The organism is Herbiconiux solani NBRC 106740 (genome assembly GCF_001571005.1).
GTDB lineage: Bacteria > Actinomycetota > Actinomycetes > Actinomycetales > Microbacteriaceae > Herbiconiux > Herbiconiux solani.
Genome location: NZ_BCST01000011.1, coordinates 49,985 through 66,084, shown reverse-complemented (window position 1 = coordinate 66,084; position 16,100 = coordinate 49,985). Strand labels below are relative to the sequence as shown.

Annotated in this window: 13 protein-coding genes; 5 read left to right on the top strand and 8 right to left on the bottom strand. The window is 70.9% G+C overall.

The window, feature by feature from the left end; translation table 11 throughout:
* Positions 1–2 precede the first annotated feature (2 nt).
* Together HSO01S_RS17095 and HSO01S_RS17090 are read right to left on the bottom strand one after the other, a co-directional pair.
* The gene (locus HSO01S_RS17095) at positions 3–833 is read right to left on the bottom strand and encodes a dienelactone hydrolase family protein (protein ID WP_066043602.1); all 831 of its coding nucleotides are present in this window, start codon (positions 831–833) and stop codon (positions 3–5) included.
* Positions 830–2,416 (bottom strand): MFS transporter, encoded by a 1,587-nt coding sequence (locus HSO01S_RS17090; RefSeq protein ID WP_084361797.1) that lies wholly within the window; start codon positions 2,414–2,416, stop codon positions 830–832. Before HSO01S_RS17090 ends, HSO01S_RS17095 begins: the two co-directional genes overlap by 4 nt.
* Before the next feature lie 432 nt (positions 2,417–2,848).
* Here HSO01S_RS17090 and HSO01S_RS17085 point away from each other — a divergent pair, with 432 nt between their 5' ends.
* A complete protein-coding gene (locus tag HSO01S_RS17085; RefSeq protein ID WP_084361796.1) occupies positions 2,849–3,628 on the top strand; it encodes a winged helix-turn-helix domain-containing protein in 780 nt (259 codons plus the stop codon).
* A 91-nt stretch (positions 3,629–3,719) separates the two neighbouring features.
* Complete coding sequence (locus HSO01S_RS17080) at positions 3,720–4,286, top strand: hypothetical protein (protein WP_066043599.1); 567 nt, start codon at positions 3,720–3,722, stop codon at positions 4,284–4,286.
* A gap of 254 nt (positions 4,287–4,540) precedes the next feature.
* Here HSO01S_RS17080 and HSO01S_RS19770 read toward each other — a convergent pair whose 3' ends face one another.
* Positions 4,541–6,076: a cell wall-binding repeat-containing protein gene (locus HSO01S_RS19770; protein ID WP_505689205.1), complete on the bottom strand. Its 1,536-nt coding sequence runs from the start codon at positions 6,074–6,076 to the stop codon at positions 4,541–4,543.
* A gap of 141 nt (positions 6,077–6,217) precedes the next feature.
* On the opposite strand from HSO01S_RS19770, the gene HSO01S_RS17070 reads away from it, so the two are divergent.
* From HSO01S_RS17070 to HSO01S_RS17060, 3 genes are all read left to right on the top strand, one after another.
* Complete coding sequence (locus tag HSO01S_RS17070; RefSeq protein WP_066043593.1) at positions 6,218–7,900, top strand: amidohydrolase; 1,683 nt, start codon at positions 6,218–6,220, stop codon at positions 7,898–7,900.
* Positions 7,901–8,010: 110 nt separating this feature from the next.
* On the top strand, positions 8,011–8,454 hold the full coding sequence (locus HSO01S_RS17065) for a MarR family winged helix-turn-helix transcriptional regulator (protein WP_066043590.1): 444 nt from the start codon (positions 8,011–8,013) through the stop codon (positions 8,452–8,454).
* Positions 8,455–8,484: 30 nt separating this feature from the next.
* Positions 8,485–9,876: a cryptochrome/photolyase family protein gene (locus tag HSO01S_RS17060; RefSeq protein WP_245636049.1), complete on the top strand. Its 1,392-nt coding sequence runs from the start codon at positions 8,485–8,487 to the stop codon at positions 9,874–9,876.
* A gap of 353 nt (positions 9,877–10,229) precedes the next feature.
* Here HSO01S_RS17060 and HSO01S_RS17055 read toward each other — a convergent pair whose 3' ends face one another.
* The 5 genes from HSO01S_RS17055 to HSO01S_RS19155 all read right to left on the bottom strand — a co-directional run bounded on the left by HSO01S_RS17055 (position 10,230) and on the right by HSO01S_RS19155 (position 16,023).
* Entirely contained in the window at positions 10,230–11,894 is a 1,665-nt protein-coding gene (locus HSO01S_RS17055; protein ID WP_066043584.1) for a ferredoxin--NADP reductase, read from the bottom strand.
* Entirely contained in the window at positions 11,891–12,892 is a 1,002-nt protein-coding gene (locus HSO01S_RS17050) for an FAD:protein FMN transferase (protein WP_084361794.1), read from the bottom strand. Before HSO01S_RS17050 ends, HSO01S_RS17055 begins: the two co-directional genes overlap by 4 nt.
* A gap of 14 nt (positions 12,893–12,906) precedes the next feature.
* Complete coding sequence (locus tag HSO01S_RS17045) at positions 12,907–13,425, bottom strand: lipase chaperone (protein WP_066043582.1); 519 nt, start codon at positions 13,423–13,425, stop codon at positions 12,907–12,909.
* Positions 13,426–13,612: 187 nt separating this feature from the next.
* Positions 13,613–14,302 carry a trimeric intracellular cation channel family protein gene (locus HSO01S_RS17040; protein WP_066043579.1) on the bottom strand — a complete coding sequence of 230 codons (690 nt, stop codon included), beginning with the start codon at positions 14,300–14,302 and terminating at the stop codon, positions 13,613–13,615.
* A 50-nt stretch (positions 14,303–14,352) separates the two neighbouring features.
* Positions 14,353–16,023: a carboxylesterase/lipase family protein gene (locus tag HSO01S_RS19155; protein WP_066043577.1), complete on the bottom strand. Its 1,671-nt coding sequence runs from the start codon at positions 16,021–16,023 to the stop codon at positions 14,353–14,355.
* Positions 16,024–16,100: the final 77 nt, after the last annotated feature.

Here is a 16,100-nt window from a genome sequence, read left to right as displayed (position 1 = left end):
GGTCAGCTGATCCGGTGCCGGAGGAACTCGACGACCCGCTCGCGGGCCGCGAGCGCGGGATGCCCCGGCACGTCCCGCACCTCGCTGGTCAGCACCGAGTGCGCGTGGGCCGAGAACCCGCCGGCGTTGCCCGGCGAGGAGTCGAGTTCGATCACCTCGAAGGCGTCACCGAGCCGGGCGGCGATGGTGTCGAAGCGGGGCCGCGGCGAGTTGCCGTCCTCCGAGAAGCGCAGCCCGAGGGCGCAGAAGCCCGCGCCGGAGCCGTCCGGTGCCGCCGGCTGAGCCGCGCGCTCGACCAGCACGTCCATCTCGGCCTCCGAGAACCCGGGGTCCGACCGCCGGGCCGCGCCGAGCGGGAACGGGGCGGCCGGCTGGCTCACGACCGAGGCGAGCACCGACTCCTCGACCGCGGCGGCGAGCGCGAACCCCCCGGTGAAGCACATGCCGATCACGCCGACGCCCCGGCCCGGGGTGCGGGAGGCGAGGTCGGCCGCGACCGCCCTGAGGAAGGCGGTCAGAGGCCGCCGGGTGTCGAGCGCGAAGGCCCGGAACTCCGAGCTCACGCAGATCCTCGCCACCGACCGCAGCGTGTAGCCGGGCGAGGACTCCTTGCCCGGGGTGCCGAACGGGGAGGGCACGACGACCGTGAAGCCCTCGTCGACCAGGTGCTCGGCGAGCCCCAGCACCTCCGGCGTGATGCCGGGCAGCTCGGGGATCAGGACGACCCCGGGGCCTGTGCCCTTCTCGTAGCAGTCGTGACGGATGCCGCGGGCCTCGAACGGGGAGCGGACCCAGCCGTCCAGCGTCGCGCGCGGGGCGGCGCCGGTGCTCACGCGCCCGAGCCCGCCGCGCCGGCAGCACCAGCAGAGCCGGCCGAATCCTGCGGGCCGTTCGAGCCGGCCGCGCCGCCTGCACCGGCCGGACCATCCGTACCGTCCGCATCCACCGACCCGTCCGAATTCGCCTGCACCTTGCGCCGCCGGAGGTCGAGCAACCCGATCACGAGCGCTACGAGCAGGATGCCCAACGTCACGAGGAACCCGTTGCGGAACCCGTCGTGGTACAGCATCACGTCATCCGTCGAGCCCGGCCCCTCGCGGTAGAGGGTCGAGAAGAAGATCGCGGTGGCGGCCGCGACACCCACGGCGGTGCCGACGCGCTGGCCGACCTGCGCCATCGATCCGGCGACGCCGCCCTCGGTCACCGGGATCTCGGCGAGGGTCAGGGTCTGGTTGGGCGAGATCACGAGGCCACCGCCGGCCCCGGCGATCGCCATCGCACCGGCCATGAACCAGATCGCGTCCTCCGCGGGCGGCAGCACGGCGGCCAGGAGCAGCAGCACGAAGCCGACGAAGGCGATCACCAGGCCGAGCACCACGAGCGATCGCCCGTACCGGGTGACCAGCCGCCCGCCGATCAGCGACGAGACGGCCGAGGTCAGGGCGAACGGGATGCTCACCATGCCCGCGAAGACCGGCTCGAACCCCAGACCCTCCTGCAGGAACAGGGTCGTCAACAGGAACACCGACGGGATGGCGGCGAAGTACGCCGCGGCGAGCAGCAACCCGTTGCGGTACGAGCTCAGCTTGAACAGCGCGAAGTGGATGGCGGGCGACTTGCCTGCCGCCTCGTAGCGCCGCTCCCAGACGATGAACAGTGCGACCGCGACGACGGTGCCGGCCAGCCAGAACCAGCGCAGCGGATTGTCGTCCGGCCCTCCGGTGGTGAGCACGAACGGCAGCATGAAGGTGAATACGCTCGCGCCGAGCAGCAGGATGCCGATCAGGTCGAGGTTGCGCGGGCCCGGCGGATGCGGCTGGGCTTTGGGAATCAGCCGGAGCGCGAACAGGAGGGCGATCACGCCGAGCGGCACGTTCATCCAGAACAGCAGGCGCCAGCCGTCGGTCGGCCCGCCGATCGCGATCAGCAGCCCGCCGAGCGTCGGGCCGAAGGCCGTCGCGACCCCGATGGTCGCGCCGAAGAGGCCGAAGGCCCGCCCCCGCTCCTCGCCCTGGAACAGCTGTTGCACGAGGCCCAGCACCTGGGGCATCTGCACGCCGGCGGCGACACCTTGAAGGATGCGGGCGATCAGAAGGATCTGGATGTTCGGCGCGATCGCGCAGAGAGCGCTCGCCACCGTGAACCCGCTGAGGCCGACGATGAACATCACCCGCCGCGAGTAGAGATCGCCGAGCCGGCCCGAGGGCACGAGCGCGAGACCGAAGGCGAGGGCGTACCCGGCCACGATGATCTGCAGCGCGGTCGAGTCGGCGCCGAGCGAGCGCTCGATCGACGGCAGGCCGACGTTGACCTTGGACAGGTCGAGGATCGTGAGCGCGGCGACCCCGACGCAGACGGCGAAGGCCTGCCAGCGAGCACGGCCCGTGACGGTGGTCGTGTCGGAATCGTGAGGCATGGATTTCACGCTACTCCCCGCTCCGGGGGCGGCGGATCAGACGGATGGAGGACTCTTCGGCCGGTCCGTCGCGCAGATTCCTTGACAGTCGCGCAGATTCCTTGACATCGGGGTCCTGCATCCGGTTGAATTCTGCACATGACTGACAACGTGCACACCCTGACCTCCTTTGAGGCCCCTGGGGATGCCGGCATGATGATGGCCGGCAGCGTCGTCATGTGTTGTCGAATGTGTGCCTGACGAGAATTCACTCGCCGAGCACCCTCGCCCGTAGCCACTGAAGGCCATCCGCCCGCCAGCTACGAAGAGCGCGGTGCTCCCGTATCCGGAGATCTTCCGGATGCTCCCTGCGGATCCGTATCCGGATCCCGAGAACAGCACGCACATCCCGGTTCGTCGAACACGAGCCGCTTCCGCAAGGACAACTCCCCCATGTCGATCGCCCCTCTCCAGACCCGTCCCGCCCACATCACCCCGATCAGCGCCGTCGGCGCCACCGCCGTGTCGGCTGTGGCGGCTGTGTCGGCCGCCGCCGCTTCTTCCGCCTCTGCTTCCGCGGTCTCTGTCGCCGGCTCGTCCGCCGCGGCCGCCCCGCGCATCCGTGCCGTCCCCGAAGGGGCAGAAGCTCGCGGCTTCGTGCTCTACGTCGGCATCGACGAGGTCAAGGCCGCGGCCGACGGCACCGACCTCGGCCGGATCGTCGAGGCCCTGAAGGCCCTGGCCGCCGAGCTCGCCCCCTCCTCCGAGACCTACGCCGCCGTCGCCCTCGCCCCCCAGGGTGTCGGGGGCAGCGACGTCGAGGTCGTGCGGCTCGCGCTGCAGGATCCGGCCGCCCTCGCCAAGCACCGCCAGGTTCCGGATGCGGCCGACCGCGCCCGCGACGGCGTGGTCGTCGACCTCTCGCGGAAGCGCGTGCTGCTGGACAACAACGCCGCCAACCTCACCTACAAGGAGTTCGAGTTGCTGCAGTACCTCGTGCTCCGCGAGGGCCGCACGATCGAGCGCGCCGAGTTGATCTCGTCGCTCTGGAGCGCGGGTGACGACGAGGTGCCGAACGAGCGCACCATCGACGTGCACGTGCGCCGGCTGCGCTCGAAGCTCGGTGACTACGAGGACATCGTGCGCACCGTGCGCGGCGTCGGCTACCGGTTCGACCGGCACGCGGATGTCGCGGTGCGGCACACGAGCACCCCGTCGCCCGACCTGTTCTGAGTTCGCGGCTGCCGCCCCGAGCCCGTGGCTCGGGCTCGCGGCGGCCCTGATTCCCCGGCCGCTTCACCACACCTGTCGCTAGGGTGGGCACGTGGACGAGGCTCAGCGGTACGTGCAATGGCGGGCCTCCTCGGAGGCCGACCCGGAGAAGGTCGCCGCCGAGCTGAGGTCGACGGGCTGGGCTCCGGCCGCCGCGCGGTCGGTCGTCTCCTCGGTCTGGCCGCCCGTGCGCACGGGCGGGCTCTGGCTGCTGGTGATCTCGGTCGTCCTGGGAGTGGCCTTCGCAGCCATCACCGTCGTGTGGCCCGTCTCGATCTGGGTCGAACCCGGCGGGCCACGCGCGACGCTGGCAGCGCTCGACGGGGTCGGGGCGACGATCGGCTACTACGCGGTCGTCACCGGCCCGCTCTGGATCGTGGCGCTGGCGTGCCTGATCATCCACCTGACCGCCTACCGTCGCGGCTGGGCCGCCCGGCGCTTCGTCGCACCCGGCTCCTCGGCCCAGCGGGCCCAAGCGACGCTACTGACCTTCGGGTGGATCCTCGTGATCGGCAACCCGATCCTCGGCTTCCTCGTCTGGGCGATCCTCGGCATCCAGTGGGTGGCGCTCGGGGTCATGTGCGGCGAGGCCGTCAGCCAGAGCTGCGGCCTCGGCTGACCCTGCGGCGCCGCACCGCCCCCCCCGTTGAGGGCCTCCAGCTATTTCCCAGGAAAATAACGATTCGGTAACTAGCGCACCGTTACCTCTCCGTTATATATTCGAAGAGCGGAAGTTGTTTGCTGTGGCAGGTTCCGCGGAATGTGATTGCAGGACACTCTTGGTGCAAGGGAGAGGGCCCGTCGTTAGCCTCTACGACGGGCCCTCAATCATTTAACCTGGACTCGCAGCCCTTGATTCGATTGAGCCTTCGCTCAGGGACACGGCACCAGGTCGGCGACCGCCGGGCTGAGGGATGCAGTTCCGCCCAGCAAGACCACGCTCGTCGCCCCCAGCCGCGCGATCTCGTCCAACACCGGTTGAGGTGCGCACGTGCCAGGCACAACGTACAACGGAGACTGGGTCCGGCCGGCGATCACACTTCCGACTAACGCGTCCGGGTAGTTCAAGCCGGTCGCGAGATAGACCGTCGAGAGGGTCCGGGTGAACGTCGCCTGATTGACGGCGATCGAGGTCCCGTACCGATCCACTCCGGCAAGTCGGTTCACGGATCCCACCGCATTCAGCGAGCCCTCCACTCCGGCCGATACAGAACCACCGCCACCAACGACGGTGTTCGACATCGTCCTGAGCGATCGGAACGTCTCGAGCGTCGCGGCGTCCGCCGCGCCCTGTGACCCGTCCACGAGCACGAGTGGCTCGCCCTTCCCCCCGGCAGCCGCGCCAGCGGAAAGCGCATCAGGGAAGTTCGTGCCCGTCGCCACATACCCGTGCGTCGCGGAGCCGAACACCCGCTGCGCAAGATTGCGGCTGACCTCGTAACGGTCGATCCCGGAGACCCGGGTAACCATCGTCGTCGTAGGCACCAGATTACGGATCTGCCCCAAGACGCTTTCGGAGATCGTTGCCGGCCCGCCCACGACAGTGATCTGCTGAGGCTGAAGCCGCATGATCTCCGAGGCCGTCGCCGCAGGCAGTTCATCCCGTCTCGCGAGCAGAAGCGGAGCCCCGGCTTTCACAGCGGCAGGCCCAGCACTCAGCGCATCCGCGAAGTTCTCCCCCGACGCGACGAACATCGGCACCGAAGTCCCGGGATGCGTCTGCCGAGCCACGAGCGCGGCCCCCTCATACCGATCCATTCCGGCGATCCGTGTCACCGCCGGCCCCCCGACTCTGATTGTCACTGTCGAATCGTCAGACACGCAATCAGCTTTCGACCCCTGTGCGAGCGAGATGCAGTAAGCGAAGCGATCCTCGCCCACGTATCCCGGCGAAGGGGTATACACGAACCCATTCAGCGCAGTCGGCAGGACGCTCAACGTTCCGTGGGCTGGACTGGTCGTCGCGGCCCAGCCTAGCGACGGATCTTGATCATTTCCTACGGGACCGGGTGCGGGAACGGAAAGCGGGACCCCGGCTGGGGTCGCGTAACGGTCTGGAACAGCCAATGGGCGGACGTACTTGATGCGCACGGTGGCCGTGTTTGTCACGCAATCACTGATATCGAACATGCAGTATGTGAAAGAGTCATCCCCCACATATCGAGCGTCGTTCGGCGTGTACGTAAACCCGCCTAGTCCTGCGCCGGGGCCTCCGGAGAGCACCCCTGCACGGGGTCGATCGACGATTCGCAGACCGGCCAGCCCTTCGACCCCGCTGTCATTCGCGAGGATCCCGGGGGATGGCACGCGTCCTACGAGACCCGTGAGAAATGTGAACGAGTCGTCGTTAGCCACCGAGGTGACGCGCGCTTCAGCCGTTTGAGTTCCAGAGAAGAGGCCCAACCCCATGGCGGCAGAAAGAAGGCCTGCTAGGAAAGCGCGCCTATTTACGAGGGTGTGCAAGGTCATGAGTATCCATCTCTCCTGGGGAATCCTCGCTTTAATATAACAGATTAATTCTCACTAAATGCGATCGGGTACGGTGAGCAGGTGGGCAGCGAGACGCTTTTCCTGGGGACGATCATCACCGTCGACGCGGCCGCTCCGCGGGCGGAGGCGCTGCTCGTGCGGGATGGGCGGATCGTCGCGGTCGGCGACGAGGCGAGCGTGCGCGCCGCCGTGAGCGGCGCGCGAGCGGGTGCGGATGCGGATGCGACGCCAGCTGCGGGCGGAGGGTCGGGATCATCTGCCGACGACCCCGCCCTCGAGGTCATCGAGCTCGGCGAGCGCGCCCTGCTGCCCGGCTTCGTCGAGGCCCACGGGCATCCCACCGACAGCGCGATCGTGCTCAGCCACGTCATGATCGACATCAGGCCGGTCACGCTCGAGACGGCGGACGAGGTGCGGGCCGCCCTCCGCGCCGGCGTGGCCGCGCATCCGGAGGGCGTCGCCTTCAACGGCTGGGACGGCCTGCTGCAGAAGGGCCTCGACGACCCCACGCTCGAGCAGCTGGACGAGATCGGCGGTGCGACGCCGGTCGTGATCCTGCACAACTCGGGCCACGTCGTCTACTTCAACTCCGCCGCCGCGGCCCGGGCCGGCATCGACGACGACTCCCCCGATCCCGTGGGCTCGCACTGGGAGAAGGATGCCGAGGGCCGCCTGACCGGCAAGGGCTTCGAGGTCGGCACCGTCTTCGCGATGCTCGGGCCGACGCTCGGGCCGGCGGCCAAGGAGCTTCCCGCCATGCTCGCCGACTACCTCCGCGGCCTGAACGCGGTCGGCCTCACCACCGTCGGCGACCTCAGCTGGGACGCCGCGAAGCAGCCCGCGGTCGACGCGGCCCGCGCGGCCGGAGGCTTGTCGGCACGGCTCCGGCTGTACGAGATGTCCGGCCCGGGCCGGACGGCGAGCGTGCCGGTCGCGAACGGCGACGGGCTGGTGCGGCAGGTGGGGATCAAGACCTGGGCCGACGGATCGCCGTGGGTCGGCAACATCCTGATCTCCTTCCCCTACCTCGACACCGAGGGCACCCGGTCTATCGGTGTCGAGCCCGGCTCCCGCGGTTCGGCGAACTACAGCCGTGACCAGCTGGATGCGGTGGTCGAGCAGTACTTCCCCGACGGCTGGCAGCTGGCCTGCCACGTGCACGGCGACCTCGCGATCGACCGCGTGCTCGACGCCTGGGAGGCGCTGCTCGAGCGGCATCCGCGCGACGACCACCGGCTGAGGATGGAGCACGTCGGCACCATGACCCCCGCGCAGTTCGAGCGCGCGGCCCGGCTCGGCGTCACCGTCAGCCTGCTGATCGACCACGTCTACTACTGGGGCGACGTGCTGGTCGACGAGCTGTTCGGGCCCGAGCACGGCGGCCCCTGGGCGAACGCGCGGGCGGCGCTGGATGCCGGGCTCCGCATCTCGCTGCACAACGACGGCACGGTCACCCCGGCCGAACCGCTCCGCAACATGGCGGTCGCGATGACCCGCACGACCCGCAGCGGGCGACGGATGCCGGGTGCCGACGGCATCACCTTCGACGAAGCCCTCCGCGCCCAGACCCTCGACGCCGCCTGGCAGCTGTTCAGCGATCACGAGGTCGGGAGCCTGGAGGTGGGCAAGCTGGCCGACCTGGTCGTGCTCTCGGGCGACCCCTCGGCCGTCGAGGCCGCCGAGCTGCCTGGGCTGAGGGTGGAGTCGACCTGGCTCGGCGGGGTGAGGGTCTTCGGCGCCTGAGCCGGCGGCGGCTGCCGCGGCGGCTCCGGCATCGGCGTCGGCGTCGGCTTCGGCGTCGCCGGATCGTGTCATGATGATCTTCACCTTTCTTGTCCCCAGTCAGGAGCAGCATGGCCCCGGAGGTCTCACCCGTCGCCGCGTGGGAATCGCTCTTCCGCGCGCAGGTCAGCGTGATGCGGGAGCTGGCCGCCGAGTTCCCGACCGACATCGTGTCGTTCAACGAGTACGACGTGATGTTCAACCTCTTCGTGCAGCCCGGCAAGGTGCTCCGCATCCGCGACCTGGGCGAGAAGGTGCTGCTCACCCAGCCGAGCATCAGCCGGCTGGTAGACCGGCTCGTCGCCCGGGGCATCATCGAGAAGGCCGACGACCCGAACGACGGCCGGGGCACGCTGGTGCGCCTCACCGACCACGGCGTGGCCGTCTACCGCGAGGCCGCGGTCGTGCACGCGGCCTCGATCACGGCGCACATGTCCGGGCACCTCTCCCCCGACGAGCTCGACGACCTCGCGCGGCTCTGCGACAAGCTGAGAGCGGGCATCTCGGGCCGGTGACGCGCGGCGCCACCGTGATTGACTGACACCGTGACTGACACAGTGACTGACAGCGCGACCGGAACCCGCACCACCCTCGTCTGGTTTCGCGACGACCTGCGCATCCACGACAACCCCGCCCTGCACGAGGCCGCACTGAGGGGTGACCCGATCGTCTGCCTCTACGTGCTCGACGACGAGAGCGAGGGCATCCGGCCGCTCGGCGGCGCCTCGCGCTGGTGGCTGCACGGCAGCCTGGAGGCGCTCGAGGAGGAGCTGAAGACGATCGGCCTCACGCTGACCCTGCGTCGCGGCCCGGCCGAGACGGTCGTGCACGCGGTGGCCGAGGAGGTGGATGCGTCGGCCGTGTTCTGGAACCGGCGGTACGGCGAGGCCGAGCGCCGGATCGACACGGCCCTGAAGACATCGCTCCGCGAGGAGGGCCGCACGGTCGAGAGCTTCCAGGCCGCGTTGCTCGCCGAGCCGTGGACGGTGCTGACCGGGCAGGGCGGCTGGTACAAGGTCTTCACCCCGTTCTGGCGTGCGATGACCTCGCGGCCCGAGCCGCGGCATCCGCTGCCGGCTCCCGACGCGGGGCTCCATCACCGTCGGGTCGCGAGCGACGAGCTCGGGTCGTGGGGCCTCCTGCCGACCCACCCGGACTGGGCGGGTGGGCTGCGCGAGCGCTGGGAGCCGGGGTCTGCTGCGGCCCACCGTCAGCTCGCCACTTTCCTCGAGGACGGCATCGGCGCCTACCCCGACGAGCAGGACTTCCCGGCCGAGGACGCCACCTCCCGGCTCTCCCCCCACCTGCGTTTCGGTGAGCTCAGCCCCTTCGAGCTGTGGCATGCCGTCGACGCGCACCGGGCGCAGCATCCGGGAGACGCCGCCGGCGCGAGCGCCTACATCCGGCAGCTGATCTGGCGCGAGTTCGCGTACCACCTGCTCTTCCACCTGCCCTCGATCACGACTGAGAACATGCGGTCGGAGTTCGACCGGTTCCCGTGGCGCACGCCGGACGACGACGAACTCGAGCGCTGGGAGCAGGGGCGCACGGGCATCCCCCTCGTCGACGCCGGGATGCGCGAGCTCTGGCAGACGGGCGTGATGCACAACCGGGTGCGGATGGTCGTGGCGTCGTTCCTGATCAAGAACCTGCTTGTCGACTGGCGGGTGGGCGAGGCCTGGTTCTGGGACACGCTGGTCGACGCCGACCCCGCCTCGAACGCCCTGAACTGGCAGTGGGTCGCGGGGTCGGGGCCGGATGCGGCGCCGTACTTCCGGGTCTTCAACCCGGAGTTGCAGGCGTCGAAGTTCGATCCGCACGCGGAGTACATCCGCCGCTACGTGCCCGAGTACGGCACCGACGCCTACCCCGAGCCCCTCGTCGACCTCAAGGAGTCGCGTCGAGCGGCCCTAGACGCCTACGCCACCATCCGCTGACCCGTCCCGCCCGCCCCGCCCTCGTCCCGCGACCCGCCCGCCCCCTCGTCCGGCGACCCGTCACAAACCGCCCAACCCGCGACCCGTCACAAACCGCCCCTCCCGCCCCCGTTTAGGGCGATTTCTGACGGCTCGCCCCAGCGATGGGGTGGGTGGGATGCGGATTCCCCACATTCGCAAGCCGTCACAAACCGCCCTTCCCGCCCACGTTTCGGGCATTTAGTGACGGTTCGCCCCACGGGTGAGGTGGGGTGGCTGGGATGCGAGCCCCTCCCGCGTCCGCGAGCCGTCACAAACCGCCCTTCCCGCCCCTGTTTAGGGCGGTTTGTGACGGTTCGCCTCACGGGGTGGGGCTAGTAGCCCGCGAACTGGTCGGTGCGGATGCTGTGGGCGCCCGCACGACGGAGGACCGTCGAGACGTGGTCGACGTAGCCGGGCGGGCCGGAGACGTAGCCGCGGCGCGAGGAGAGGTCGGGGACGGCCCCCGCGAGCACGTCGGGGCTGAGGCGTCCGGCACCGAGGTAGCGCCAATTCGGCGGCAGGTCGGCGGGCGGCTGCGGGGCGGTCACGAGCACCCGGATGCCCGACGCCACGAGCTCGGGGAGGTACGCGAGCTCGTCGGCCGACGAGACCGAATACACGAGAACCGCATCCCGGATCGCCCCCGAGCCAGCGCTGCCGCCGGTCCCCCCGCTGTCGGCGCTGCCGCCGGTGTCGCGGCTGCCGGCGCTGCCACCGGACCCGCGGCTGCTGGCGCCGCCAACGGGCGCGCGGCCGCCAGCGCTGCCGGCGCCGTGACCACCGCGGGCACCGGCCGCGGCCGGGACGCGGGCCGCGGACTGGAGCTGGCTGATGAAGGGGGTGATGCCGATGCCGCCCGCCGCGAGGATGACGGGGGTGGCCGGATCGGCCGGCAGGAGGAAGTCGCCGCCGACCCAGGTCGCGCGCACGGTCGCGCCCGGCTCGAGCGCCACGAGCGCCCGCTTGAACGAGCTCGAGGGCTGCGAGAGCTTCACCCCGAGGCTCAGGACGTCGGCCCCGGGTGCGGAGGCGATGCTGAAGGCGCGGCGGGAACCCCGCGAGTCGCTCCGGCCGTGCGGCAGCCCGAGCTCGAGGTACTGCCCGGGCCGGAAGCGCACGGGCGAGGCCGGCTCGAAGTCGAAGGCGACGGCCGTCGGCGTGAGGTCGCGGACGCCGAGGTAGCGCATCCGGATGCTGCGGCGCTGCCCGAAGGCGAAGGCCACGATGTTGCCGATGACGAGCGCGATCTCGGGGCTGGAGTAGATCGGCCCGAGCTGGAACGGGATCGCGAACAGCACCGCGACGACCGCCGCGACCAGCAGCTGCTGCAGCCGCCGGGGCGGGAGGGTGAGCGGCTCGCTCAGCATGAAGCCGGCGAGGAAGACGATCGGGAACGAGGCGAACGCCAGCTGCACCGACTCCCCGAGCTCAAGCCCGCCCGCGGTGACGCGCACGATCACGACACCGGCGGCGACCACCACGAAGACCAGGCCCATCGCCAGCTTGCGGGTGCGGTAGAGCACGAGCAGCGCGCCCACGGCGACGAAGGGCAGCAGCACCGGCGTCGCCACCCACCAGCCCGACGGGTAGAGGGCCGTAACCGAGAGCACGACCGCCGCCACGGCGACCGGGTTCAGCACGTGCCGGCCGCGGATCGCGAGCACGTACTTCGACGCCGAGGCGATGACTCCGGCGAGCGCGATGAACCCGAGCCCCGGCAGCGTCGCGCTCGGCAGGAAGACGAAGAAGATCAGCAGCCCCGAGATCACCGCCGACGGCAGGTGCGCCCGGGTGCGGAAGATCCATGCCGCGAGCCAGCTCGACCCCACCGTCGCCAGCACGGCGACGACGAGGCTCAGCGCCAGCGCGGCCGGGGTGTAGAACAGCTGACCGGCGACGCTCGCGATGACCGCGACGACGGCGATCACCGCGAGCACGATGATCAGCAGGTTGTACATCGTGACGCGCCCGATGAGGGTGTCGATGCGTGATCTCATGTGAAGAGCTCTCCTGGGAAGTCGCGCGAGATCTCGGCTCGCCCGTCGGCGTACATGCGGACACAGCTGAAGTGGAAGCTCTTCGCGAGCTCGTGGGCGCTCGTGAAGAACAGGGCGGTCGCGAGGCCGTCGGCGAGTGCCGTGGTCCGGGCGACGACCCAGGTGGCGACGACGCTGCGGGCCGGCTGCCCCGTGCGCGCGTCGAGGACGTGGTGGAGGCCCTCGCCCCAGGCCCGCCGGTTGACGGCCGAGGCGCAGAGCGACGCATCCTGGAGCCGGGCCACGCCGATCGCGGTACCGGGCTGCGACGGATGCTCGAGGCCGATGCGGATCGGCTCGCCTCCCACGGGCCCCGCGTGCACGAGGTCGCCGCTGGCGTCGACCACGAACGAGCTGACCCCGTGCTCGCGCAGCACCGCGGCCACGAGATCGACGAGGTAGCCTTTGCCGGCCGCCCCGACGTCGATCACCAGCGGGCGCCGGGTGGTGATCGCGGGGCCGTCGCGCTCGACGTCGACGGTCCAGGATGCGCGGGGCAGCGCATCCTCACCGGCCCGGTCGGCGGCGGGCACCGGAACCAAGGTGTACTCGCGGTCGTAGCCGAGCAGTTCGAGCTCGCGCCCGACGAGGGGGTCGACCGCACCGCCGGTCGCGGCGAAGAGCCGGTCGTAGAGCTCGAAGAGCGGCACGGCGTCGGGCGGGAACTCGTAGCGCCCCGCGCCGCGGGCGGCCGCTGCCACCACCGAGTCGTCGCGGAAGCGGGAGTAGGCCCGGTCGAAGTCGGCGATGCGGGCCGAGACGGCTCCGCGCACCTCGAGCCCGAGTGGTTCGGGCGTCTCGATCTGCCAGTGGGTGCCGATCGCCTCGAACTCGAGCACCGCCGGCCCGCCCGCGGTCGAACCGGAGGCCACCGACCCGGGCTCCGACGACCCGGGCGCTGACGGCGGGGGCACCGCTGGCCCGGTCCCCGAGCCCGGCCCGCGCTCCTGCACGGTCATGGCGCTACCCGCCGTCACGCGGCGGCGTCGCCCTTGATGGTCTCGACGGCCGCGTTGAAGCCGCCGCTGGTGAGGCTCGAACCGGCGACGCGCGAGACGTCGATCTCGTCGATGTCCTTGCCGACGACGACCGAGGAGATGCCGTCGGCGAACTGGGTCTGGTAGTTGACGGAGTTGGGGTTGGTCGCCTCGGGGGTGACCGTCACGGCCGTGATGACGTCGCCGGCGAGGGTGATCGAGACGTCGATCTCCTCCTTGCCGTTCGGCGAGGTGTAACCGCCGGTGGCCTCGTAGGTGCCGTCGGCGTAGGTGCTCGCGCCCGAGGCGCTTCCGCCGGCCGCCGGCGCAGAACCGGTCGAGCCGCCCGAGCCGGTCGAGCCGCCCGCGGTGGGGGTCGAGGCCGCGGTGCCGGGAGCGGCAGCGCCCGCTCCCGCGTCGGCCGTGGTGGTGCCGGTGGAGCAGCCGGCGAGGGCCACCGAGATCGAGACGCCGGTCATCGTGGCGAGGGCGAACTTCTTCTGACGAGTGTTCATGGGGACTCCCTGTCTGGGGCGGATCTCGAGGGGACGAGACCGTGGAGACGGTCAGCTGATGTCGAACGTATGGATCAGGCCTGGCAGATTCCCCAGAGCCGTCGATGCACCTCGTGTGAGGCGGCCCAGCGGCTCGAGGGCGCCCGTCGGCCTCATCTGGGGTCAACGGAGAGGTGCCGCGAAACGTTCAAAAGCCGTTGTCGCCGGTGCGCGCGGTGCGCTGCCGCCGCAGTCGCCGGAGCGTGCTGATCGTGCGCTGCTCGGGGAGACTCCAGCCGTAGCGTACGGCGAGCAGACGGATCGCAGTGGTCACGATCACGCAGCCGATGCCCGCGATCGTCACGTCGCCGCCGAGCGCGACCATCACCACCAGCACGGTCGACCCGGCGCCCGCGGCGACCGCGTAGAGCGAGCCGACGTGCATGACGCCGATGGGCATCCCGAGCAGGATGTCGCGCAGCATGCCGCCCCCGACCGCGGCGACCAGGCCCACGAAGATCGCCGGCACCACCGGCAGCCCGACCGACAGCGCCTTGCTCGTGCCGATGGCCGCGAAGAGCCCGAGGCTCAGCGCGTCGAGGATCGTGATGACGACGTTGAGCCGGGTGAAGAGCCGCTCGAGCAGCATGCCGAGCAGGGCCGCGACGATGGCGATCGGGATGAACCAGTTCGTCTCGAGCGCGATCGGCACCTGGTTGAGCAGCAGGTCGCGGATCACACCGCCGCCGAAGCCCGCGACGACCCCGATCACGCCGACGCCGAGCAGGTCGAGGCGCTTGTCCTTGAACTGGGCGGCGAACATGGCGCCCTGCACGCTGCCGAGCGCGGTCGCGGCGAGGTCGATCCAGAACGGCGTGACGAACTGCTCGGCGACCATGCTCAATTCCTATCACGCGGACGGGACGTGGTCGGGCCCGGGCGGACAGCTCAGCGGAAGGCGAGCACCTCGGGCCCCCAGGCCTCCCGGATCTCGGCGTCCGGGTCGTCGACGATCGTGTCGTCCCGGTCGATGATGAGGGTGCTGCGGAGCGTCTCGTCGTAGCGTGGCCAGCCCGGCGCATCCTGGACCGTCGTGTCGGGGTCGCCGCCGTGCGCGAACGCCAGCCAGCGCGACTGCAGGCGCTCGGAGACGCGCTGGGCCTCGGCACGGCCGCCGAGCCCGAACACGATGTCCTTGCCGCGCGGCGCGAACGACCCGAAGACGTAGGCCAGCTCGGCGGCGTGCGTGGCTCCGATGCCGGTGACGCGGAGGAGCGGGGTGGCGTGGTCGAAGCGGTACATCCAGGTCGGCGCGAAGCGGCTGTGGGCCTCGGCGAGCCAGATCGACGGCATCCGGAACCCCGCGTCGCGCGAGACCTCGGCGGGAGTCCGACGGCGTGGGTAGGCCGGGTAGGCGCTCGTGATGCGCTGGCCCGCGTCGGCGAACTCGGGGCGGTCGGCGGCGATCTCGGCGAACATCTGCTCGACCGACTCGCCCGTGATGGGCAGCAGCGGCGAGCGCATGAGCTTGAAGAACGACGACTCGTCGCGGTTGGTGCCGATGATCAGCGGGATGCGCGGGGCGCGCCCCTCGCGGATGACCGTGAGCGGGTACTCCGGCAGCACGTCGTCGCCCTGCATCGGCGCCATCGCGAGCGTGCCCGGGGTGCCCGAGGAGACCTCGTGGATGAGCTCGGCCCCCGCGTCGACCAGGTCGAAGGCGTCGAGGTCGCGCAGCCGGTGCGCCTCGCCCGGGTCGATGCCGACGATCTCGAGGAAGCGCCGGGCGACCGCCTTCGCCCGGTGCCGGCCGTAGATGCTGGTCACGGGTGCGCTCTGGGCGATCGCGCGGTGGAACAGTCCCTCGGCGAGCGGGGAGGCCATCAGCGCGATCACGCAGGCGCCGCCCGCGGACTCGCCGAAGAGCGTCACGTCATCGGGGTCGCCGCCGAAGACCGCGATGTTCTCGCGCACCCACTCGAGGGCGGCGATCTGGTCGCGGAGGCCGAGGTTCGAGTCGAAGCCGTGGGAGAAGCTGGCGCCGGCGTTCGCACGCTGCCCGTCCGGTTCGGCATCGTCGAGGCGGTCGGCGTGGTCGAGGTGGGCGGCGTCGAGACGATCGCCGGCGTCAGCATCCTCGTCCGAGTCCGAGTCCGAGTCGTCGAGGCTCGAGAAGTCGACGAACCCCAGCACGCCCAGCCGGTAGTTGACGCTGACCACGATCACGTCGCCGTTCGCGACGAGGGCCCGCCCGTCGTAGTACCGCTGCGCGGTCGATCCCTGGAAGTAGCCGCCGCCGTGGATCCAGACCATCACCGGCTTCGGCTCGTCGCCCGGGGGCGCCCAGATGTTGAGCGTGAGGCAGTCCTCGTCGATGCCGACGCCGGGCACGACCTCCATCGAGCGCAGCACCCGCTGAGGTGCCATCGGGCCGAACCGGGTCGCGTCGCGCAGCTCCGGCCAGGGTTCGGGCGGGGCGGGCCGGCGGAACCGCCGCTCCCCGACGGGCGGCGCGGCGAACGGCACGCCCTTCCAGCTGAGCACGCCGTCCTCACGGGATCCGCGCACCGCGCCCGCGCGCGTCTGACGGATCAGCGACTCCGGCCCCACGAGCGTCATGCCCGAATGCTACCGGCCCCGCCTGGACCGCAGCCCGGACACCGCCGCGACGCCGCGTCGAACGCCCATCCGGGGCA

Bases quoted from the DNA above. Each gene is read 5' to 3' on its own strand.
- HSO01S_RS17090 (WP_084361797.1), bottom strand. From the start codon at position 2,416: ATGCCTCACGATTCCGACACGACCACCGTCACGGGCCGTGCTCGCTGG.
- HSO01S_RS17085 (WP_084361796.1), top strand. From the start codon at position 2,849: ATGTCGATCGCCCCTCTCCAGACCCGTCCCGCCCACATCACCCCGATC.
- HSO01S_RS19770 (WP_505689205.1), bottom strand. From the start codon at position 6,076: ATGGGGTTGGGCCTCTTCTCTGGAACTCAAACGGCTGAAGCGCGCGTC.
- HSO01S_RS17065 (WP_066043590.1), top strand. From the start codon at position 8,011: ATGGCCCCGGAGGTCTCACCCGTCGCCGCGTGGGAATCGCTCTTCCGC.
- HSO01S_RS17055 (WP_066043584.1), bottom strand. From the start codon at position 11,894: ATGAGATCACGCATCGACACCCTCATCGGGCGCGTCACGATGTACAAC.
- HSO01S_RS17050 (WP_084361794.1), bottom strand. From the start codon at position 12,892: ATGACCGTGCAGGAGCGCGGGCCGGGCTCGGGGACCGGGCCAGCGGTG.
- HSO01S_RS17045 (WP_066043582.1), bottom strand. From the start codon at position 13,425: ATGAACACTCGTCAGAAGAAGTTCGCCCTCGCCACGATGACCGGCGTC.
- HSO01S_RS17040 (WP_066043579.1), bottom strand. From the start codon at position 14,302: ATGGTCGCCGAGCAGTTCGTCACGCCGTTCTGGATCGACCTCGCCGCG.
- HSO01S_RS19155 (WP_066043577.1), bottom strand. From the start codon at position 16,023: ATGACGCTCGTGGGGCCGGAGTCGCTGATCCGTCAGACGCGCGCGGGC.